This window comes from Methylococcus capsulatus str. Texas = ATCC 19069 (assembly GCF_000424685.1).
In the GTDB taxonomy this organism is placed as follows: domain Bacteria; phylum Pseudomonadota; class Gammaproteobacteria; order Methylococcales; family Methylococcaceae; genus Methylococcus; species Methylococcus capsulatus.
Map to the genome: position 1 here is coordinate 704819 of NZ_KE384224.1, position 19126 is coordinate 723944.

The following is a 19126-nucleotide window of genomic DNA, read 5'->3' on the forward strand; positions in this document are numbered from 1 at the left end:
GCCACCATGAACAAGCTATTGGGCAAGATTGCCCGCGTAGGCATCGTCACCGAAACCTTCAAGCCGCTGACCGACCCCGAGCTGGACCGCCTGGGTACGGAACTCAAGGCCGTGATCGACGGGCGCTTCGCCGGGAGCCTCGCGATCCGGCAAGTCGACGCCGGTTCCTGCAACGCCTGCGAGCTGGAGATCGCCGCGCTGGGAAATCCCTTCTACGACATCGAGCGCTACGGCGTCCATTTCGTCGCCTCACCCCGCCATGCCGACGTGCTGATGGTGACAGGACCGGTTTCCCGCCACATGCAGGCGGCGCTGCAGGCAACCTGGGAGGCGACGCCGGAGCCCAAATGGGTCGTCGCGGTCGGAAGCTGCGCCGCCGACGGCGGCGAATTCGGCGTGAACTACGCAAGTTGTGGCGCGGTGGGCAACGTGCTCCCCGTGGACGCCGTGATCCCCGGCTGCCCGCCGACGCCGACCGATCTGGTTCGCGGCCTTCTGTCCCTGATCTCGCGGTAGCGAGCCGCAGTCTCAACGCCGTGTTCGCGGGTGGCCGGCCAAGGCGGCGCAGCCTTCGAATCCCGTGGCTATCGAAGCCAGGCACCAAGCCCGGTCCCGCCGTTGCTGCAGCAGGCTGAGATGACGGTTGAGGAGAGGGCGGATGGTTTCGTTGTAATGCGTAGGCACCAGCCAGATGTCCGGCAGCTCCCGCTCGACGAAGCCGAACAGCTCGTCGGTGAATGCGGCGCTCACGCTGTCCACCCCGGAAAAATCGAGTTCGATCCAGTTGCCGGCCTTGCGCCCCAGACTGGCGATCACCGACCGCGCCTGACGGACCGAATCGAGCGCGTGGGTCGTGGGACTGGCATAAGCCGAGAGGTGGATCGTGGCTGTCGCGCCGCGGGAAGGATCGGACGAATTCATCGCATCGGCGAAAGATGACCGGTGGTTCCTGAACAAGCGGGAAACACGGTTCGTGCCAGTCCGGTCTGAGACGAAGCCATTGAATCACCTGAAGACCGTCGGAATTCCTTCCGGGCGCTGGTGGAAATCCACCCTCGGTATTTGGGGATTCCAGCCGGCCATCGAACTCCCTCGACCTCGGGCTCTTGTCTGTTGATCTGCCATCACGGAACATTCCGGAGTACAGGCACCTCCCGGAACCTTTCCGCCAGTCACACCCGAAGGAGACGCATGGACGGACATAACCGGAACATTCATGGCGTACTGTTCGACCTGGACGGTGTGCTCTATGTGGACTCGCAGCCCCTTCCCGGTGCCGTGGAGGCCGTCGCGAAGATCAAGGCCGGCGGCTGGATCTGCCGCTTCGTCACCAACACCAGCACGTCATCCCTGGCGACACTGGAACGAAAGATCAGGGCGCTGGGTTTTCCGGTGGAAAGAAGCGAGATCATTAGCGCCCCACAGGCCGCCTTGCGCCATCTGCGGACCACAGGCCTCAGCGCCCACCTGCTGCTGGAGGATGACGTGAAAGCCGATTTCGCCGGCATCCCCCAGGCATCGATGGAGGATGCCGAGGCTCTGGTGCTGGGCGACACCGCCGAGGTCTGGACCCATGACTGCCTCGACCGGATGTTCAACGCCATCCTGCGGGGAGCCCAGCTCATCGCCGTGCACAAGAACCGCTTCTGGCAAACCGGCCAGGGCCTGCGCATGGACATCGGCGGGCTGGTGGCCGCGCTCGAATACTGCGCCGGCGTCCGGCCCTGGGTCATGGGCAAACCCTCGGCGGATTTTTTCGCCATCGCCCTCCGGGACATGGGGCTGCCGCCCGAACGGGTCGCCATCGTCGGAGACGACATCGAGGCGGACATCGGCGGAGGACGGGCCGCGGGGCTCTACGGCATCCTTGTCCGAACCGGCAAGTTCCGGCCTTTCCAACTGGAAACCGGCTCCATGCAGCCCGACCGGATCATCGACTCCATCGCCGATTTGCCGGATCTTCTGGTGGATACTCTATTTCCGTAGGTCCTGCCCTCCCTCCCTCGGGAACCATCGACTATAATTTGATCTGGCTTGGATTCCGCGCGGTTGCGGAGAGCCGCGCGTTCTTCACTTTTCGGGCAAATCATCAGATCCGTGGCACTGATCGAGGATATCCTTGGCTACTTCGGCAATGCGAGTCCGGTCCTGGTCTCGGGCGGCGGACTCGCATTCACCGCCCTTCTCATCCACCTGCTGAGCAAACCCGCCGAACGCGTCGGCCTGATAGACCGGCCCGGGGGGCGGAAGACGCACGAGGGACTGGTCCCGCTCACCGGCGGGCTGGCCATCTACGGCGGTTTCGTCTTCGCCTCGAGCTGCGGCACCGGAATCGTTTCCCCCATTTTGCTGCTGGGGATGGGACTCGTCCTGGTGGTCGGCCTGATCGACGACCTTTACGGGCTGTCCGCGCGATTCCGGCTCGTGGCCGAAATCTGTGCCGCCCTGATCATGGTGGTGTGGGGAGGAAAGATGATCCATGATCTCGGTGACATCGTCGGCACAGGCTCGCTGCGGCTCGGTCTGTTCGCCATCCCCTTCACGGTCTTGTGCACGGTGGGATTCATCAACGCCTTCAACATGTCCGATGGCATTGACGGCTTGGCCTCGGGCTGCGCCATCACGGCCATGTCATGGTTCATCGTCGCGACCTGGCTGGCAGGGCAACCGATAAATCCCAAGGAATGGGTTCTGCTGGCGGCCATTCTCGGCTTCGCCGCCTACAACGTGCGCCACCCCTTGCGCAAGAAGGCCTCGGCTTTCCTCGGTGATTCCGGCAGCATGCTGCTCGGCTTCGCGTTGTCCTGGGTCGCCATCCAGATGGTGGAGGGAGGGCCGAACCGCATCCTCTCACCCATCGCGGTGGCATGGGTGCTGGCGCTGCCCGTCATCGACACGGTCAGACTCATGCTCCAGCGGGGACTGCGGGGCGGCAACCCTTTCGTGGCGGACCGCGAGCATCTCCACCACATCCTGTTGCGGAAAAACTTGACGCCGGGTCAGACCTCGTGGCTGCTGGTGGGCATCAACGGGGTGCTCGGCGCCATCGGAGTGATGAGCCACCATCTGGGAGTGCCCGACTCGTGGCTGACCGTCGGGTTCATCGGGATTTTCGCGATGCATTACCGGCTGACGACTTACGGCTGCCGGCTGGACCAAGCCGATTCCGCTATCCAGCCGTCAACGGTGTCTGAAAGTCTCAATGCCCTGTCGGTCCGGCACTGCCTGCCGAAGACGGCCGAGTTGCCGATGGAGGTCAGCCCCACCTCCGGGGACATCGGCGGCTCCCGCGACGGGCGGCTCCGGCGCCATTGAGGGGCACCGCCGGCGATCGGCATTCGAAAGACATCGGGTACGCGGCTCAACGCCGCGTATAGCGGTGCTTCACACCGGCGGGAAAGTACTCCGGATCACCGAAAGGCCGCAGCACCACATGCGGAGTCTGCCGCGCACGCGGCGTGTAATGGGCGAACTCGCTGTTCAGGCGCAGGAGTTCGGTCCGCACCGACTCGGCGATGCTCGCCGCCTTGGCCTCGTCTGCCTCCACGCCCGGCAACAGTTCCACCGTCAGCAGAAGCTCGCGGTCGCCCGCCGAGTCTTCCGGCGCCTCGAGGACGAACTTGCCGCTGACCCAGTCGACGATGCCGGGCTGCTCCAACCCGACCGTCACGTTCTCCGGATAGATGTTGGCCCCGTAATACGAAACGGTGAAATCGGCCCGCCCGAACAGGTAGACGAAAGGCAACGGCCGTTCGCCCCAGGCCGGATCGAATCCGTACTCGGTGAGATCATGCGTCCCCCAGTCGCGCAGGAAGTCCCGCATCTCGGCGTAGCCGACCAGCCCGCCCCGGTCGGCGATGTGGTAGCGGAGCAGGGGCACACCGTTGTCGCCGGTCACCACCAGCGTGCCTTCGTGCAGCTCGAAATAGCGGCTCAAGGGATCGTACTGCACCAGCGTCGGCAGCCTGGATTCGCCGAACAGCTCGCGGGCCGCCTGGGGATGGGCAGCGAAAAAACGGCGGATGGCGATGCTCAGAGGCGTTTCGTTGCCCAGGACGCCCCCATCGGCCGTGCCGTAAAGCGATGCGGTATCGTAGCAGGGCGAGTCGGACCCGATCCGGGCGCAGACGAGGGAACGCCATTCCTCGCTGAACACCTCGCCGGCGAACACCAGCTTCACCGCATGGCGATCCCAGGAAATCCCCGCGGCCGCGCCGCCATCGATCACGTCTTTGACGAACGGCGGATAACCCAGCAGCACCGTCTGCTCGAAATGCGGCGCCAGCTCGCGGATCACCCGGAAGATTTCGTCGGAGCGGTTGCCGGGCGTCGCCACCGTGATCGGATACCCCTTGCGGGCGAGATGCCACAGGCAGGAGGTGGTGTAGATGCCGCCGACCCAGTTCCCCAGGGCGAAACACACGACCGCCAGCGTACTGCGGGCGTGGACCTGGAAGGCATCGCGGAACACCTGTTCGAAGCGCAAGGCGATATCGAGCTCATGGTGTAGAGCCCTCGGCCAGAAGGTCGGCTTGCCGGTGGAACCGGAAGACACCGCGATCCTGTCGCAGCCCGCCAGGTTCCCGCCCCAGCAGCGCTCCGGCAGAGGGTACGCCTGCATGTAGTTGGGTTTGTCGGTCAAAGGCAGACGGACGAAGTCGGCGAGTGTCCGCACCGCGTCCGGCCGAATCCCGTGCGCCGCCAGAAAGGACTGGTAGGCAGGCACCTCCGCCGCCGCCCGCTGGAATAGCGAGAGAGCGGCAACGCCGGGGTCGCAGGCCAGCCGTTCGGCCAGCAGATCCTCCAGGGAGCGATCCAGAAACCGCATCGGCTGATCAGCGAGAAGGGGGACGGTCATGGGCTTGTCTCCAGGTCGGAAGATTGAAGATGATAGAACCACTGTGACTCGAGGGATAATCGAAGATTCCAACACGGCTTGCATCGCGCTCCATGGCACTCACCCGCTCCGCTCTCGAACGATTCCTCGCTGGGCTGCTGAATCCCGGCGCATTCGCCGATTACGGCCCGAACGGCCTGCAGGTCGAGGGACGGGAGGAAATCCGGCGGATCGCCTTCGCGGTGTCCGCGACGGCCCATTCCATCGCCGCGGCCGCCGAATGGCAGGCCGACGCGCTGATCGTGCATCACGGCCTGTTCTGGAAATTCCACGGCGCCCGGCCGCTGGTGGGACCGTTCGCGAGGCGGGTGTTTCCGCTGGTGCGCCAGGCCATCAATCTGTTCGCTTACCACTTGCCGCTCGATGCCCACCCGGAAATCGGCAATGCCGCGGTGCTGGGACACAGGATCGGCTTGGGCGAACAGGCGCCGTTCGGCGACCATCAGGGCTGTCCCACCGGGGTCCGGGGCAGACTGCGAGAGAGTCTACCGGCCTCGGCGCTGCGCGAGCGGCTGGCGGAAATCCTCGAACACCCGGTGTTGCTGGCCACGCCGGATGCGACGGCTCCGGTTTGCACGATCGGGATCATCACCGGCGGCGCCAACGGCGGCTGGGCCGAGGCGGCCAAGGCGGGCCTGGACGCTTATATCACCGGGGAAATGAGCGAACACGACTGGCACGAGGCGCAGGAAGCGGGGATACACATGTATGCAGGCGGTCACAATGCCACCGAGCGGTTCGGCATTCAGGCCCTGATGGAACGGATCGGACGCGATCTGGAAGTCGAGTGCCGTTTCATCCCGAGTGCGAACCCGGCCTGAATCCGTCATCCCAAACCGACCGTTTCCCGGTATTCGGGTACCCGGCAATCCCACCCCAGTTCATGCTCGATCCGGAAACGGAGCGAGTCCGCAGCCTCGGGCTCGCCATGGGTGACGAACGTCTTGAGCGGCGGCTTGGGACATTGCCGCAGCCAGTCGAGAATCTCACTGTAATCGGCATGGGCCGACAGGTTTTCGACCAGCCCCACCTCGGCACGGACCGGCACGTATTCGCCATGGATCTTGACCGCTTCGGCGCCGCCCAGGATCGCCGCGCCTCGCGTCCCCGGCGCCTGGAAGCCCGTGAACAGCACGGTATTGCGGTGATCCGGAGCGAAGGCCTTGAGGTGGTGCAACACGCGTCCGCCGGTCGCCATGCCGCTCGCCGATATCAGGACCATCGGCGTCCGCCGGGCGCTCAGCCCCTTGGATTCCTCGGCGGTATTGACGTAGCGCGCGGTCCGGCACACCGCCTCGGCCTCCGCGGACGAAAGCCGGTGCTCAGAGCGGTAACGGCGGAACAGCTCGGTAGCGTCGACAGCCATGGGGCTGTCGAGATAAACGGGAACGTCCGGCATCCTCCCGGCAGCCTTCAGACGGTGAATGCAATACAGCACGCTCTGGGCGCGGCCGACGGCGAAGGCCGGGATCAGCACGACGCCGCCGCGGCGAAAGGTCCGTCCAATATAGTCGCCGAAAGTTTCCACCGGGTCTTCCGCGGCGTGACGGCGATTGCCATAGGTGGATTCGACCACGAGGAAATCGGCCGCCGGGCAGGACGCCGGGCTACGCATGGTCGGATCATTCGGCCGCCCCAGGTCGCCCGAGAAGGCGAGGGAGGAACGCAGGCCCCGGAGCACCACCGAAGCCGCCCCGAGGATATGTCCCGCCGGCTGGAAGCGGAACCGGAATTCGCCGCCCAGACGCACCTCGCGGCCGTAATCGACCGGCTCGAACAGATCGAGGCAGCGCTCGGCATCTTCCCGCGTGTACAGCGGCAAGGCCGGATGGTGGCGCGAGAAACCGCGCCGGTTGGCATACTCGGCTTCCTCCTCCTGCAGGTGGCCGCTGTCGGGCAACAGTATCCGGCACAGGTCGAAGGTCGCCGGCGTGCAATGGATGCGTCCGGCGAAACCGTTGCGCGCCAGCAGCGGTATATAGCCGCTGTGGTCGACATGCGCATGAGTCAGGACCAGTGCGGCGAGACTGTCCGGCGCCACCGGGAAAGGTTCACGGTTGCGCAGCCGGAGCTGCTTGAACCCCTGGAACAACCCGCAATCCACCAGGATGCGGCACTGCCCCTCGGTCACCAGATATCTGGAACCGGTGACGGTCCCGGTGGCGCCGATGAAGCCCAGTTCCATGGAGGATCAGGGCTTGGCCGCAGCCCCCGCGCTTCCGCCGTGACTCATTCCGCCTTGATGCTGCATCTGCATCATCATCTGATGGTGCGACTTCATGTGCTGCTTGATCATGTCGCGCTGCTGCTGCTTGAGCTTCTCCTTTTCCGCAGGGTCGGTCGCCGCCTGGATCTTGTCCATGATCTCGTGCATCTGCAGCATGTGATCCTGCATCATCTTGATGCGCTGATCCATCTGCTCCTCGCTCATCATGCCACCGCCCCCCATCATGCCGGGCCCCATGCCGCCCATTCCGCCGGAGGCGTGGGGATTCGGGCTTGCACTCGGCTCCTCCGCGCAGACCGGGCCGGCGAGTCCTGCAACCGCGACCCAGACCAGGATCAGGCTTTCAATCGGTTTACGCATCTTGCGACTCCTCAACATCGTTCTGGTGCGCTGGGGAATTCCAGCACGGCGGACGGTATCACCGAACCGGCCGCCTGACCAGCCCTCGACGCCTCATACCACCCACTGTTCGAATGCCGCCGAAAGGACCAGGCCGGAAGATTCCGGATGGCCATCCGGGCACCAGGGTAGCAGGGCCAGACGCGGCTCCGGCAGCGATTCGTCCAGGGTGTGGAGATATTCGTCCAGATACGGGAACTCGGGGTCGATCACATTGCCGATCCATCCGGCCGGGCGTACGCAGGACCGGCCGATCGCCGCGGCGCTGAGCAGCGCGTGGTTCAGACAGCCGAGGCGCAGATCCACGACCAGAACTACCGGCCAATGCAGGGCTTCTGCGAGGTCGGATACCCTCTCATGGTCGTTCAAAGGCACTTCCCATCCACCGACGCCTTCCACGATCACCCAGTCGGCCGCGCCCGCCAATGCCTCGCTGCGGGCGACGATCGCGCCGATGTCGATGGGCCGCCTCTCCAGACTGGCAGCGATATGGGGTGAGGTCGGCATTTCGTAGGCGAAAGCGTTGACATCTTCGTAAGACGCCTGGACGTCCGCCGCCGCCATCAGTAGTTCGGCGTCCTCATGACGCAGGCTGCCATTCCTCCGCACCGCGCCGGTCGCCACCGGCTTCATCGCAGCGACCCGTAATCCCCGCCGGCGCAGTTCGCGAATCAGCGCCAGGGAAACTCGGGTCTTGCCGACCCCCGTGCCCGTTCCCGTGATGAAAAAACCTTGTGCCACGATGCACCCTCATTTTTCGACCAATGCGGTCAATACTTCAAAGCTGGCGGTCACGGCGGACGCCATGCCCGGCAAACGCCCGTACGCTTCGCTCACCCGTTCCAGCGTGTGCCGGCTCAGCAGATGGCGCGGCCGGTTCCGGGTCAGGTTTCGCGCTCCCAGCGCCTTCAGCTCTTTCATCAGCGCCAGCACCGAAGGATAGCCACGCCGGAGAGTCCTTGCGTCGAGCCGGATTTTCGTGAATCCCTGCGCCCGCAGCTCCTGTTCCACCGAGCGGCGCGTCGCGAAGGCATTGACGTGGGTGTACCCATCGACGGCGCGCCAGGCCATCCGCAACTCGCCCAATGTGGCCTCGCCGAAGGTGCTGAACGCCAGCCTGCCGCCCGGACGAAGCACCCGGCAGCATTCGGAAATGGCACGGTCCAGCCGTTCGCACCATTGAAAAGCCATGTTGGAAAAAATCAGGTCGACCGACTCGTCCGCGAGTGGGAGGGCCTCGGCATCGCCCACGACGAGGCCCATGCCATCGGCGCCCGGCCGATGGGAGCGCAGGAACCGGAGCATGCCTTCGGCGATGTCCAAGGCCAGACATTCGGCAGTGGGAAAAGCGGCGACCAGCAAGCCGGAGAAATGGCCGGTGCCCGCACCGAGATCGAGCATGCGGGCCGGTGGCGGCCCGAGATGGCGGATGCCGGCCAGCAGCGACTCGCCCACCTCCCGCTGCAATGCCGCGACGCCGTCATAGCCGACGGCCGCCGCACCGAACGAGACGCCGACCCAACGCTTTTCGGGCGTATCGGCAAACGGCCCGATGTCAGGACGAGGCAATGAATTCATGGATCAGGCGGGCCGTCCGTTCTCCGTGGGTCAGGAATGGAACATGGGGGGCATCGTCGATGCGGTGACTGACCAGGCCGGTCTTCAGCCCGGCCAGCGCATCCCCCAGCTCGACCGGCACCAGTCGGTCACGCCGGCCCAGCAGCGCCTGCACCGGTTGGGGAAGCTCACGCAATACCCCGCGCAGATCGGCGTGGCGTAATACCTCCAGACCGGCCAGGAGCGCCGGCCGCTCCGGCGGCGGCCGTCCGGCCAGCTGGCTGCGGACGCCGCGCAGCAATTCCCGCTCGTTCGGCATGCCCCACGCCTGCAGAGCCAGAAAGCGCCGGCAGGCATCCTCGTAGTCGGACAGAAAGCCGTCGGCGAAGCGCGTCAGCGTGACGGCTTCCATTCCCGGCCAGCCGGGCTCGGCGACGAAGCGGGGCGTGCCGCACAGCAGGGTGAGCGAGGCCACGGCCCCCGGCGCCATGCGCGCGGCCTCCAGCGCCACCATCGCGCCGAGCGACCAGCCGACCCAGTGCGCCGGCCGGGGCACGGCCTCCAGAACGGCCCCCGCTACGGTTTCGAGCGACCAGTCCGCCAGCATCGGGCTGTGGCCATGTCCCGGCAGATCGATCCGCGTGACCCGGAAACGGTCGGTCAGCCACGGCACGAAACCGGACCAGATGCCGCCGTGCATGCCCCAGCCGTGGATCAGGACCACCTCGGGCCCGCGCCCCGAAGTCTCGACGAACAGCCCCATTCAAGCCTCCTGAGGAACGGCGTCGGCCAGTGCCTCGAGCAGGCCGTCGATCTGCTCGTTCGAGTGCGCCGCGGACAGAGTGATCCGCAACCGGGCGGTGCCTGCCTGCACCGTCGGCGGACGGATGGCGCTCACCAGAAAGCCCCGCTCGCCCAAGCGACGGCTGGCTTCGAGGGCGTCGGCATTGGCGCCGATCACGAGGGGCTGGATCGGACCGGGCAGGTCGCCCAGTCCGAACCCCAGACTCGCGGCGCCGGCACGGAAACGCCGCACGTTGCAACGCAGCCGCTCGCGCCGCTCGGGCTCCTCGCGCACGAGACGCAGACTGACCCGGGTCGCCTCGGCGACCGCCGGCGGCAGCGCGGTGGTGTAGACGTAGGTACGGGCGCGCTGGATCAGATAGTCGATCAGGGACTCCGAACCCGCTACGAAGGCGCCGAACGTACCCAGCGCCTTGCCCAGGGTGCCGACCAGTACCGGAACCTCGGGCGCGCCCAGGCCGAAATGCTCCAGGGTTCCGCGCCCTTCGGCGCCCAGGACGCCCAGGCCGTGCGCATCATCGACCATCAGCCACGCCCGCCCGTCCCGGGCGACGCGCGCCAGCTCCGGCAAAGGCGCCAGATCCCCGTCCATGCTGAACACACCGTCGGTGACGACCAGCCGGGTCTCGGCGCGGGACTCGGCCAGGGCGGCTTCGAGAGCGCGGGCATCGGCATGGCGGTAGCGCCGGAAGCGGGCGCCGGACAAGAGGCCGCCGTCCAGCAACGAAGCATGGTTCAGCCGGTCCTCGAACACCGTATCGCCGCGCCCGGCCAGGGCGGAGACGACACCGAGATTGGCCATGTAGCCGGTGGAGAAAAGCAAGGCCCGCGGACGACCGGTGAATTCCGCCAGTTCTTCTTCCAGCGCATGGTGAGCCGCAGAGTGGCCGCAGACCAGGTGGGAAGCTCCGGAACCGACACCCCAGCGGTCGACGCCGCGCCGAAAGGCCTCTCTCACCGCGGGGTGGTTCGCCAGCCCCAGATAATCGTTGCTGCAGAAATTGACCCGGGGGAGGCCGTCGATGACGACCCGGGTGTCCTGGGGACTTTCGACGATACGCCTCCACCGGTAGGCATCGCGCGCCTTGATCTCTGCCAAGGCCGAGGCCGGATCGAATGTCATGGAACCCAGCAGCCCAAGCCCGCCATGCGCAGCCCCAATCGCGCGAATAATCGCCGATCGCGCTGGGCCTGCGGATTCTCCGTCGTCAGCAGCCTGTCGCCGTAGAAGATCGAATTCGCTCCGGCCAGGAAACACAGGGCCTGCATCTCGTCGCTCATGTCCGAACGGCCGGCTGACAGCCGTACCCGGGACGCCGGCATCATGATCCGCGCCACGGCGACGGTACGCACGAAATCGAACGGATCGAGCGCTGCCGTATCGGCCAGCGGCGTGCCCTCCACCCTCACCAGCAGATTGATCGGCACGCTTTCCGGGTGGCGCGGCAGATTGGCGAGCCCGATCAGCAGTCCCGCGCGGTCGGCGGCGGATTCGCCCATGCCGACGATGCCGCCGCAGCACACGTGCATGCCGGCATCGCGCACCCGTTGCAGCGTATCCAGCCGGTCCTGGTAGGTCCGGGTGGTGATGATCTCGCCGTAATAGCTTTCCGAGGTATCCAGGTTGTGGTTGTAGTAATCCAGCCCCGCTTCCTTGAGCCGCCGGGCCTGTTCATCGCTCAACATCCCCGCAGTGACGCAGGTTTCCATCCCCAGCGCCTTGACGCCTTCGACCATCGCCGCGATGGCCTCCAGGTCGCCATCGCGGGGGCTGCGCCAGGCAGCGCCCATGCAGAACCGTGTGGCGCCTTCTTCCCTGGCCCGCTGGGCGGCTTCCAGCACATCTTCCAGCGACATCAGCGATTCGCGCTTGACGCCGGTCTCGTAATGCGCGCTCTGGGGGCAATAGGCACAGTCTTCCGAACAGGCGCCGGTCTTGATGCTCAGCAGGCTGCTGACCTGGACTTCGTTCGGGTCGAAATGGCGCCGATGGATGGTCTGGGCCTGGAATAGCAATTCGCTGAACGGCAGCGCGAACAAGGCCTCGGCCTCGCCCTGGGTCCAGTCGTGGCGCAGCACGGGCTCTTCCGCCCGTTCCTGGTTCGTCATTATCGCAACTTCGGCATGCATTACACTCGATCTCCAGTGGATGGCCCGGATACCGGCCGTGAGCAAAGGGCAGCCCCCTTACCCCTGCCCCTCTCCCAGAGGGAGAGGGAAGTCAGCCCCCATGTTGTTGAATTGTGAATCGGAGAACCGTCATACCGGCAAGGAAACCGGCATCCAAAACACAGGGACGTGAGCCCCGACTACCGTCCATGGCGCCTGGACCCCGGCCTCCCTGCCGTGGCGACGAATCTCTGCGGCTCATTTCAACGGCATTGTGATTCAGCCCCTTCTCCCTTTGGGAGAAGGGATGGGGATGAGGGCAAGCCTAACCAAACTCACACACGACCCGATATCGCAATTCAGGATATGGACACGCCGACAGCCTCTGTCGACGCGCAAACATGAAAATTGAAAACGGTTGGCTGAATATTATACAGAACTGGATCTATCCGCCCACCTGTCTGTTGTGCGGCGACGACGGGGAAAGGGGACTGGATCTGTGCGGGGCATGCGAGCGCCAGCTTCCCAGGACCGGCACCGTGTGCCTGCGTTGCGGCGAGGCCCTGCCCGAAGGCGCCCCCAGCCCTTGCGGACGCTGCCTGCGGCATCCGCCGCCGTTCGATAGCTGCCGCGCGGCGTTCCGCTACGAGGAGCCCATACGGCATCTGATCCACGGGCTCAAGTTCGGTCATCGCCATGCCTGCGCCCGCACGCTGGGAGAACTGACCGCCGCCCACTTCCGGACACATGCGGAACTGCCCGAACTCATCGTTCCGGTTCCGCTGCACCCTTCCCGCTACCGCGAGCGCGGCTTCAACCAGTCGCTGGAAATCGCCCGGCACCTGAGCCGGAACCTGCTGGTCCCTCTGGAGTTTCGCGCCCTCACACGAAACCGCACCACCCGGCCGCAAGCCGAACTGTCCGCAGATGAGCGGAGAAAAAACATCCGCGGCGCCTTCCGGGTGGAAAGGGAGGTCAACGTCCGCCACGTCGCCATTTTCGACGACGTGGTCACGACCGGAGCAACGGCGGGCGAACTGGCGCGAACGCTGCGGGCAGCGGGCGTCGAGCGGATCGACGTTTGGGCCGTGGCGAGGGCCTGAGCCGCGCCGCCGGTCTCGAGTTCACGGCGTCGAAGGCTCCACCGCCGCCGGCTGGGCATCCGGCTCGCCTCTGTATAGGTTGGTCAGCTTGCGGCGGAATTCGTTGCTGATCGAATTGATGTCGCCTTTCTTTTCCACGACCCGCGGCGTGATGAGCACCACCAGCTCGGTGCGCTCGGGCTTTATCTCGGTGGACCCGAACATCCAACCTATCATCGGGATTTGGTTCAGGTATGGCAGACCGGTCTGGGTCTCGGAGCGCTTATCGGAGATCAGTCCCCCCAAGGCCAGCGTCTGCCCGTTGGGCACGGCGACGACGCTCTGGATTTCCCGATTGGCGAATTGGAAGGTTTTCTGTCCGCTTCCGACTTCGACCGGAGAAGGAGTAGATATGGCCTGGAATATCTCCAGCGAAACGAGGCCGCCGGAATTGACCCGCGGCCGGATTTGCAGGGTGACACCCGACTGCTGCTGCTGGAATTGATTGAACTGGGTGGTACCGATGGTCGCGCTGGCCGTCGTACCCGTTAGCACCGGTACCTGATCGCCGACGTTGATCTTCGCCTGTTGATTGTTCAGAACCATGAGCGAAGGTGAGGAAATCACATTGACCAGATTTTCCTGCGCCAACAGGTTAAGCAGAACCTTGACATTACCGCCGTTGGCGATCAGCGCATAGCTGAATCCCCCACTCGCGGAAGCGGCCCCGTTGATGAAATCCTTTACCAAGGCAGCAAGCGGGCTGCCCAGTGCCTCCGTGCTGCTACCGCTGCTGATCAGCCACTTCAATCCGTACTGGAGATCGTTTTTCAGGCTGATCTCGACGATGGTGGCGTCGATGAGCACCTGGAGCGGCAAGACATCCAAGGCCTTGATCACCGCTTCGATCTCCTTCCAGTCCTGGGGCTTGGCGATCACGATCAACGCATTGTTGGCAGGATCGGCGACGACCCGCGCATTGTTGCCGAGTTGGGTCATGCTTGCTCCCTGACCGCCCGCACCCGACCGCGCGCCGCCGAAACTGCCCCCACTGGTACCCAGGCCGCCGCCAGAACCGCCCAAACCACCGCTGCCGGAGCGGCCGAGTCCGCCGCTGCTGCCGGAAGTTCCCATGCTGCCCGTCGTGCTCCCCATGCTGGAACCGCTGCTGCCGGAACTTCCGAATGAACTCCCCGAGCCTCCAAAGGACCCTCCCGAGCCGCCATAGCCGGCAGAAGACCCGCCAAAACCGCCTGCGGTCGCAGAAGCCGAGCCGAAGGCGCTCGATATGCCACTGCCGACGTCCATTCCGGTCAGCCCTGGCGCCAGCGAAGGCCCCTGCCGTCCCGCGCCGCCTCCGAAGATCCCGCCCAGCGTGTGGGCAAGCTCGCCCGCATCCACGTGCTGGCAGCGATAGACGTGGACATTGCCGGTACGGGTGGTGTTGTAGCGGTCGAGCCGTTCGATCCAGTCCTGCACTTCGTGCAGGAGATGCATCTCAGGAGCCACGGCGAGGATGGCGTTGAGGCGTTCGATCGGCAGGATGCGCAGCACGTTGCCCATGGCGCCCTTGCCGCCGAGCCCGAGGACCTTGGTCAGTTCGTCGGCGATGGTCGGCACGTCGGCGTTCTTGACCGGATACAGGGCCACGGACATGCCCCGCATGTAGTCGACGTCGAAAATCTGCACCGCTTCCATGACGCCGCCCAACTCTTCCGCCGTACCGGCCACCATGACCAGATTGCGGGTCTCGTCCATCCGCAGCACGGCCTTGGGCGGCATGATGGGCTCCAGCACTTTCTGCATTTCCGCGGCGCTGATGTAACGCAAAGGAATGACCCGCAACTGGTAACCCGGCTCCATCATTCCCAGCCCGACCCCGGGACCGGAGGCGCTGATCGCCGCCTGGGCGTCGGGTTCGATTTTGTACATGCCGCCCTCCCGGATCAGCGCCGCCCCGTTCATCCGCAGCAGGGTCTCCAACGTCGGGATCATCTCGTCCTCGGTCAGCGGCCGGGTGGTCTGCAGACTCACCTTGCCGGTGACCTTGGGACTCAGGACGTAATTCACCTTCAGCGTATCGCCGAGGATGACCTTGGTGACTTCCGACAGGTCGGCGTCGTCGAAATTGAGGGTGTACTTGCCTTCTTTCCGGGGCGAGGTGCGGCCGCCTCCTTTCCCGGTCGCACCGCCGCCAGCGGAGGACGTAGTGGCGGAACCCGGGTAGCCGCCACCGCCGGCGGACGGCGGATTGACCACGGCCCCCTTCCGCGGATAGTACTCCGGCTTCTTGAGCATGTCGGTCTGAGCCTCCGCCAGCGGCGCGGGCGGAGGCTCGGTCGACACCTTCTCGATCTTCAGGCTCTCCGGTGAAACCGGCTTTTTGTAAAAGTCGGGCAGCAGCGACTCGCAGCCACTCAGGCCGAGGGCCGCCGCTACCGAGACGGCGGCGATTCTTTGAATGAACTTAGGCATGCACGGTCGCTTGCAACTCGTTGAACGGCTTACTCATCGCTTTGATCCTCTGTGTCTTCGGCACCGTCGCTTTCGGTATCCTCGTCGGGCTCGCCCATTTCGCCCTCCTCCTCTTCCAGTGTCTCGGCATCCGGGGACTGGTTGCCGGCCGGGGGCTTCTTGCCGGGCTTGGCCTCCTGGGGCGGCTGCGGCGCTCCGCCGGCTGCAAGTTTCGGCTTGACCTTCAGGAGCGGGAGTTCCTTGATCTCCCCATCCTGCTGCATGATGACGCGATCGGTCTTCAGCTCCTTGAGAACCCAGCCACTGACGACGCCGCCTTCCTTGACACGCTTGTACTTGCCCTTGGGATCGACCAGCAGGGCGGTTTTTCCGGTCGGGGAAAAGATCATCCCCATCAGCTTGAGGTCGAGCGGCGTCCGGCTGACCGGCGGCGGCGGCTCTTCCACCACTTCCGGCGGCGGCCGGCGTCCCTCCACGAACAGCGGGCGCTCGACCAGCTCTTCGAATTCGCCGAGGTCCGGGAATTCGAAAGGAGCGAGCTCCGGTTCGTCCGCCGCGGCTTTGTCCACGGCCTTTGGAGCCTCGGGTATACGGTGCATGCGGTCCACGCTGTACCACTCCACCCCCAGCAACAGTCCCAGCCCCGCACAGACCGAGGCGAGCAGCAGCGACAGCCTCAGCTCGGCATTGAGCTTTCCTATGTCCCATTTCATGTTCAGGGCGCTTTCTGCGACATGTACCCGACCGCATCGAAATCGATGCTCAGCTTGTCCGGCATGGCCGCCTGCTTCTGGCCGGGCCGGGGCGGAACACGGATCGGGCGGAGGTTGAGGTTTTCCACGAACAGCACCGGCTGCTCCGACTCGATCTCGTAAAGCACTTGCCGCAGCACTTCGGTGCTGCCGTTCAGACGGACTTTCACCGCAATGCGGGTGAACTGGTCTTCCTTGCGCTCGGGGATCACCTGGGTGCTGATCAGCTCGCCCCCTGCGGAGGTCACGGTATCCTTGATGCGCGACTGCAGGTCCGCCGCCGCCAGGGCGGGCGTGGCCTGGGAAAACAGGTTCTTCGCCTGCTCGCCCTCGTTGCGGATTTCCTGCAGGCGTCCCTCCCAGTACGATCTTTCGGCCGCCACCGTCTGGAAACGCTTCAGCCGGAACAGCAGACTCTCGATCGACTCGTCGTAGCCGGAGGACAAGGCCCACAGTGGCGCCATGATCAACCCGTACAGGGCCAGGACAGCCAGCGCCAGCAAAGCCAGGGCCACGGCCCGGGACTTACTGACCTGGATTTTCAGATTGAGCAGACGCTTCAGATGACCTCCCATTGACCGCATCCGATGCAATCTGGAACCGCTCCAGACCATTCGAGACGTCCTTGGTGACCGGCGACACGAAACTGGTGTTCTTGAACTCCTCCGAAGTCTCCATCCGGGCGATCAGACTGGACGCCGACGGCGACTGTCCCTGGACGACGAGATGCCCCTCCTTGTACTGAAGGCCATTAAGCCAGGTGTCGTCCGGCATGACTTTGCTCAGTTCATTGAGCACGTCCAGTACGATCGGGTCCTTGCGCTTCTTCTGTGCCAGATATCCCATCTCGTGTACCATTTGCTCGGCCTCCTGCCGCAGCGCCTCCACTTCCTTGGCCACCTTGCCCGCTTTGCGCACCTCGACCTCGAGTTGCTCGACCCACTGGCTCTTTTTCCAGACCGGCACGATCAGGAGCGCCAGGATCAGCCCCACTGCCAGCCCACCCAAGCCGATGTTGAGCCAGCGGTTCCAGCGGCTTTTTTTTACCCTGAACCGCTCGGGCAGCAACTGGTGGGAGCGCTTGAAGGGGTCCTCGCTCACGTCCACGTAATCCGGCCGCCAGCCGGCTGCGATCATGGATTCGAGCATCAGATCCAGCTTTTCCCGCGGCACCACGGCGAGACTCACCCGTATCTGTCCCGCCGCCTTGAGCCGTTCGATCAGCCGTGCCCCGAAATACACCTGGTCGGGCTTGAACGGCGTAAGACGATCGAGTTCGAAGGCGATGACCTGCAGCAGGTTTTCTTCCGTCGCCAGCGGCAGTTTGACCACGCGCGTCATGCATTGATCGGGCAGAAGCCGGAGGACCGTCCGGCTTTCGGCCAGTTCGGGCTCCGCTTCCAGCAGCCGGCGCCAGGCCTCACGGCCGACGTCGTCCAGTGTGAACGAGCCGAGCGGACGCGCCCCGTTGGCGGTGCGGTGAACCGCATCAAGCGTTTCCCCCCGCCAGGTCAAGAAGATCCAGGAGGCCCGCCCCCCCAACAGGCGCCGGAAGTGATCCGGAACCAGAAAGGCCAGCTCCCCCGCCCACCATCGCAGGAAAGCCTGGACATCCAGTTCTATCGGTTTGCTGAAATCCACCATCGTGCTGAAAAGTCGGTGTCCCTGCCCGTCGCTAAGAGCCGGCAGCATTCCCCGGCCAGGGGGAAGAACCGCCAGAAGACGCATGTAAACGGGGAATTTTCCAATTTAATATGGAAAACGGCAAATTCTGGATATTCTGCTGGCGTTTCAGCACCGCCTCCACGGCGGCCCGGTCACCCTCGGGAAGCTCCGCCTCGACCCAAACGCCGTAGGCCGTATCGCCTCCAGTCGTCAGCTTGATCGGACTGTTGGCGCGATTGGCTGGGATCGGCGGAGGAGCGCTCCCGATCGCGACGGAACGCTGCGCAAGATACTCGCTGACTGCGGCTTCGTCACCCTTGAACACGATGCGCAGCATCTCCGGTCCGGCCTTGGCCGGATTGATGCCGTCGCGCCCCGTGTATACCGTGATCAGCGGCTCGATACGCTGATAGACCGCGGGCGTCAGACCGAGCACCTCCATCAGTTCGTCGGTCACCTGGAATGGGCGGTTGCGCGGACCCACTCTTCCCACCGCTTCATAGTCGCCGCGCTCGGCTCCCCTGGGCCGTTTGAGATCGTCAGGATCGCGCCAGTCGACGATGGCATCCGACAGGCGCTGAGCCAGATCTTCGTCACCCGTGACCCGCAGGAACAGCTCCCGCAGCGCGGCGTCCGACGCGGTGTTCATGTCCAGCTTTCCCTCCTCGTCCAGCACGCGGATCGTCAAGCGTCCGGTGCCCAGCGAGACCGAATAAGGGGTTCCGTCGGTCCTCCAGCGCTTGGCGGGATCTCTTTCGACCAGCATGGGCATGGCATAGTAGAGGCCGCCTTCGGCCAAGGCGCGCGCTTGGGCCGTCCCACGGACACTGCTGACCAGTTCTGATTCGCGGCGCAAGGTGAGGGAGAAACTTCCAGCCATGATCATCATGAGCGTCAGCATCCACAGAACCAAGACGAGCGCCATGCCCTTCTGGCCGCGGACGGTCACCGCCCCCTCCGGCAGACTGCCGGCCTCATTTCCTGGAACGAGGGAAAAAGCGAAGTGGCCGGCGGCAAGAGGGTGCATGAAGGGGGGAGCCGGCCACTCCGTCAAGGGAGAGAGATGAAGACGCATGAACAAGCTACCTTCATGTGGCTGGGAACCTTCAGCCACGGACAAGAGTTAACCATGGTTTTGTATCAGGAGTGTGTTCGTAGG

19 protein-coding genes are annotated in these 19126 nt (G+C 64.8%); 5 read left to right on the plus strand and 14 right to left on the minus strand.

Features of this window, described 5'->3' with window-relative positions:
• Positions 1 to 6 precede the first annotated feature (6 nt).
• Positions 7 to 516 carry an NADH-quinone oxidoreductase subunit B family protein gene (locus H156_RS0114655; protein WP_017365106.1) on the plus strand — a complete coding sequence of 170 codons (510 nt, stop codon included), beginning with the start codon at positions 7 to 9 and terminating at the stop codon, positions 514 to 516.
• Positions 517 to 528: 12 nt separating this feature from the next.
• On the opposite strand, the gene H156_RS16310 is transcribed toward H156_RS0114655, so the two are convergent.
• Positions 529 to 921 carry an STAS-like domain-containing protein gene (locus H156_RS16310; RefSeq protein WP_017365107.1) on the minus strand — a complete coding sequence of 131 codons (393 nt, stop codon included), beginning with the start codon at positions 919 to 921 and terminating at the stop codon, positions 529 to 531.
• Positions 922 to 1191: 270 nt separating this feature from the next.
• Between H156_RS16310 and H156_RS0114665 the strand changes: the two genes are divergently transcribed.
• Both H156_RS0114665 and H156_RS16315 read left to right on the plus strand, forming a co-directional pair.
• Complete coding sequence (locus tag H156_RS0114665) at positions 1192 to 1986, plus strand: TIGR01458 family HAD-type hydrolase (RefSeq protein ID WP_017365108.1); 795 nt, start codon at positions 1192 to 1194, stop codon at positions 1984 to 1986.
• A 111-nt stretch (positions 1987 to 2097) separates the two neighbouring features.
• Positions 2098 to 3315 (plus strand): MraY family glycosyltransferase, encoded by a 1218-nt coding sequence (locus tag H156_RS16315; protein ID WP_010960427.1) that lies wholly within the window; start codon positions 2098 to 2100, stop codon positions 3313 to 3315.
• Between the two features lie 46 nt (positions 3316 to 3361).
• Here the strand turns inward: H156_RS16315 and H156_RS0114675 are convergent, their stop codons facing one another.
• Entirely contained in the window at positions 3362 to 4858 is a 1497-nt protein-coding gene (locus H156_RS0114675) for a phenylacetate--CoA ligase family protein (RefSeq protein WP_010960426.1), read from the minus strand.
• Positions 4859 to 4950: 92 nt separating this feature from the next.
• Here H156_RS0114675 and H156_RS0114680 point away from each other — a divergent pair, with 92 nt between their 5' ends.
• Positions 4951 to 5718 (plus strand): Nif3-like dinuclear metal center hexameric protein, encoded by a 768-nt coding sequence (locus H156_RS0114680; RefSeq protein ID WP_010960425.1) that lies wholly within the window; start codon positions 4951 to 4953, stop codon positions 5716 to 5718.
• 5 nt (positions 5719 to 5723) lie between these two features.
• Here H156_RS0114680 and H156_RS0114685 read toward each other — a convergent pair whose 3' ends face one another.
• The 7 genes from H156_RS0114685 to bioB all read right to left on the minus strand — a co-directional run bounded on the left by H156_RS0114685 (position 5724) and on the right by bioB (position 12014).
• Entirely contained in the window at positions 5724 to 7082 is a 1359-nt protein-coding gene (locus tag H156_RS0114685; RefSeq protein ID WP_010960424.1) for an MBL fold metallo-hydrolase RNA specificity domain-containing protein, read from the minus strand.
• A 6-nt stretch (positions 7083 to 7088) separates the two neighbouring features.
• The gene (locus H156_RS16320) at positions 7089 to 7484 is read right to left on the minus strand and encodes a hypothetical protein (RefSeq protein WP_143708475.1); all 396 of its coding nucleotides are present in this window, start codon (positions 7482 to 7484) and stop codon (positions 7089 to 7091) included.
• Between the two features lie 93 nt (positions 7485 to 7577).
• Entirely contained in the window at positions 7578 to 8264 is a 687-nt protein-coding gene (bioD, locus tag H156_RS0114695; protein WP_010960423.1) for a dethiobiotin synthase, read from the minus strand.
• A gap of 9 nt (positions 8265 to 8273) precedes the next feature.
• The gene (bioC, locus tag H156_RS0114700; protein ID WP_026045911.1) at positions 8274 to 9101 is read right to left on the minus strand and encodes a malonyl-ACP O-methyltransferase BioC; all 828 of its coding nucleotides are present in this window, start codon (positions 9099 to 9101) and stop codon (positions 8274 to 8276) included.
• The gene (bioH, locus tag H156_RS0114705) at positions 9079 to 9843 is read right to left on the minus strand and encodes a pimeloyl-ACP methyl ester esterase BioH (RefSeq protein ID WP_017365112.1); all 765 of its coding nucleotides are present in this window, start codon (positions 9841 to 9843) and stop codon (positions 9079 to 9081) included. The genes bioC and bioH overlap by 23 nt, the downstream gene beginning before the upstream one ends.
• Positions 9844 to 11007 (minus strand): 8-amino-7-oxononanoate synthase, encoded by a 1164-nt coding sequence (gene bioF / locus H156_RS0114710; protein WP_017365113.1) that lies wholly within the window; start codon positions 11005 to 11007, stop codon positions 9844 to 9846. It abuts the gene before it with no gap.
• Entirely contained in the window at positions 11004 to 12014 is a 1011-nt protein-coding gene (gene bioB / locus H156_RS0114715; RefSeq protein WP_017365114.1) for a biotin synthase BioB, read from the minus strand. The genes bioF and bioB overlap by 4 nt, the downstream gene beginning before the upstream one ends.
• Before the next feature lie 380 nt (positions 12015 to 12394).
• On the opposite strand from bioB, the gene H156_RS0114720 reads away from it, so the two are divergent.
• Positions 12395 to 13096, plus strand: a complete 702-nt coding sequence (locus H156_RS0114720; RefSeq protein ID WP_017365115.1) for a ComF family protein — start codon at positions 12395 to 12397, stop codon at positions 13094 to 13096.
• A gap of 21 nt (positions 13097 to 13117) precedes the next feature.
• Here the strand turns inward: H156_RS0114720 and gspD are convergent, their stop codons facing one another.
• Genes gspD through H156_RS0114745 form a run of 5 tightly spaced genes read right to left on the minus strand, consistent with a single transcriptional unit; the run spans position 13118 to position 19042 of the window.
• Entirely contained in the window at positions 13118 to 15550 is a 2433-nt protein-coding gene (gene gspD, locus H156_RS0114725; RefSeq protein ID WP_017365116.1) for a type II secretion system secretin GspD, read from the minus strand.
• Between the two features lie 29 nt (positions 15551 to 15579).
• On the minus strand, positions 15580 to 16263 hold the full coding sequence (locus H156_RS0114730; protein WP_017365117.1) for a hypothetical protein: 684 nt from the start codon (positions 16261 to 16263) through the stop codon (positions 15580 to 15582).
• 2 nt (positions 16264 to 16265) lie between these two features.
• The gene (gspM, locus tag H156_RS0114735) at positions 16266 to 16877 is read right to left on the minus strand and encodes a type II secretion system protein GspM (RefSeq protein ID WP_017365118.1); all 612 of its coding nucleotides are present in this window, start codon (positions 16875 to 16877) and stop codon (positions 16266 to 16268) included.
• Positions 16828 to 17946 carry a PilN domain-containing protein gene (locus H156_RS0114740; protein ID WP_010960415.1) on the minus strand — a complete coding sequence of 373 codons (1119 nt, stop codon included), beginning with the start codon at positions 17944 to 17946 and terminating at the stop codon, positions 16828 to 16830. The genes gspM and H156_RS0114740 overlap by 50 nt, the downstream gene beginning before the upstream one ends.
• Before the next feature lie 31 nt (positions 17947 to 17977).
• Entirely contained in the window at positions 17978 to 19042 is a 1065-nt protein-coding gene (locus tag H156_RS0114745) for a type II secretion system minor pseudopilin (protein WP_238536844.1), read from the minus strand.
• Between the last annotated feature and the right edge of the window lie 84 nt (positions 19043 to 19126).

Bases quoted from the DNA above. Each gene is read 5' to 3' on its own strand.
- H156_RS0114655 (WP_017365106.1), top strand. From the start codon at position 7: ATGAACAAGCTATTGGGCAAGATTGCCCGCGTAGGCATCGTCACCGAA.
- H156_RS16310 (WP_017365107.1), bottom strand. From the start codon at position 921: ATGAATTCGTCCGATCCTTCCCGCGGCGCGACAGCCACGATCCACCTC.
- H156_RS0114665 (WP_017365108.1), top strand. From the start codon at position 1,192: ATGGACGGACATAACCGGAACATTCATGGCGTACTGTTCGACCTGGAC.
- H156_RS0114675 (WP_010960426.1), bottom strand. From the start codon at position 4,858: ATGACCGTCCCCCTTCTCGCTGATCAGCCGATGCGGTTTCTGGATCGC.
- H156_RS0114680 (WP_010960425.1), top strand. From the start codon at position 4,951: ATGGCACTCACCCGCTCCGCTCTCGAACGATTCCTCGCTGGGCTGCTG.
- H156_RS0114685 (WP_010960424.1), bottom strand. From the start codon at position 7,082: ATGGAACTGGGCTTCATCGGCGCCACCGGGACCGTCACCGGTTCCAGA.
- H156_RS16320 (WP_143708475.1), bottom strand. From the start codon at position 7,484: ATGCGTAAACCGATTGAAAGCCTGATCCTGGTCTGGGTCGCGGTTGCA.
- bioC (WP_026045911.1), bottom strand. From the start codon at position 9,101: ATGAATTCATTGCCTCGTCCTGACATCGGGCCGTTTGCCGATACGCCC.
- bioH (WP_017365112.1), bottom strand. From the start codon at position 9,843: ATGGGGCTGTTCGTCGAGACTTCGGGGCGCGGGCCCGAGGTGGTCCTG.
- bioF (WP_017365113.1), bottom strand. From the start codon at position 11,007: ATGACATTCGATCCGGCCTCGGCCTTGGCAGAGATCAAGGCGCGCGAT.
- bioB (WP_017365114.1), bottom strand. From the start codon at position 12,014: ATGCATGCCGAAGTTGCGATAATGACGAACCAGGAACGGGCGGAAGAG.
- H156_RS0114720 (WP_017365115.1), top strand. From the start codon at position 12,395: ATGAAAATTGAAAACGGTTGGCTGAATATTATACAGAACTGGATCTAT.
- gspD (WP_017365116.1), bottom strand. From the start codon at position 15,550: ATGCCTAAGTTCATTCAAAGAATCGCCGCCGTCTCGGTAGCGGCGGCC.
- H156_RS0114730 (WP_017365117.1), bottom strand. From the start codon at position 16,263: ATGAAATGGGACATAGGAAAGCTCAATGCCGAGCTGAGGCTGTCGCTG.
- gspM (WP_017365118.1), bottom strand. From the start codon at position 16,877: ATGGGAGGTCATCTGAAGCGTCTGCTCAATCTGAAAATCCAGGTCAGT.
- H156_RS0114740 (WP_010960415.1), bottom strand. From the start codon at position 17,946: ATGGTGGATTTCAGCAAACCGATAGAACTGGATGTCCAGGCTTTCCTG.
- H156_RS0114745 (WP_238536844.1), bottom strand. From the start codon at position 19,042: ATGCGTCTTCATCTCTCTCCCTTGACGGAGTGGCCGGCTCCCCCCTTC.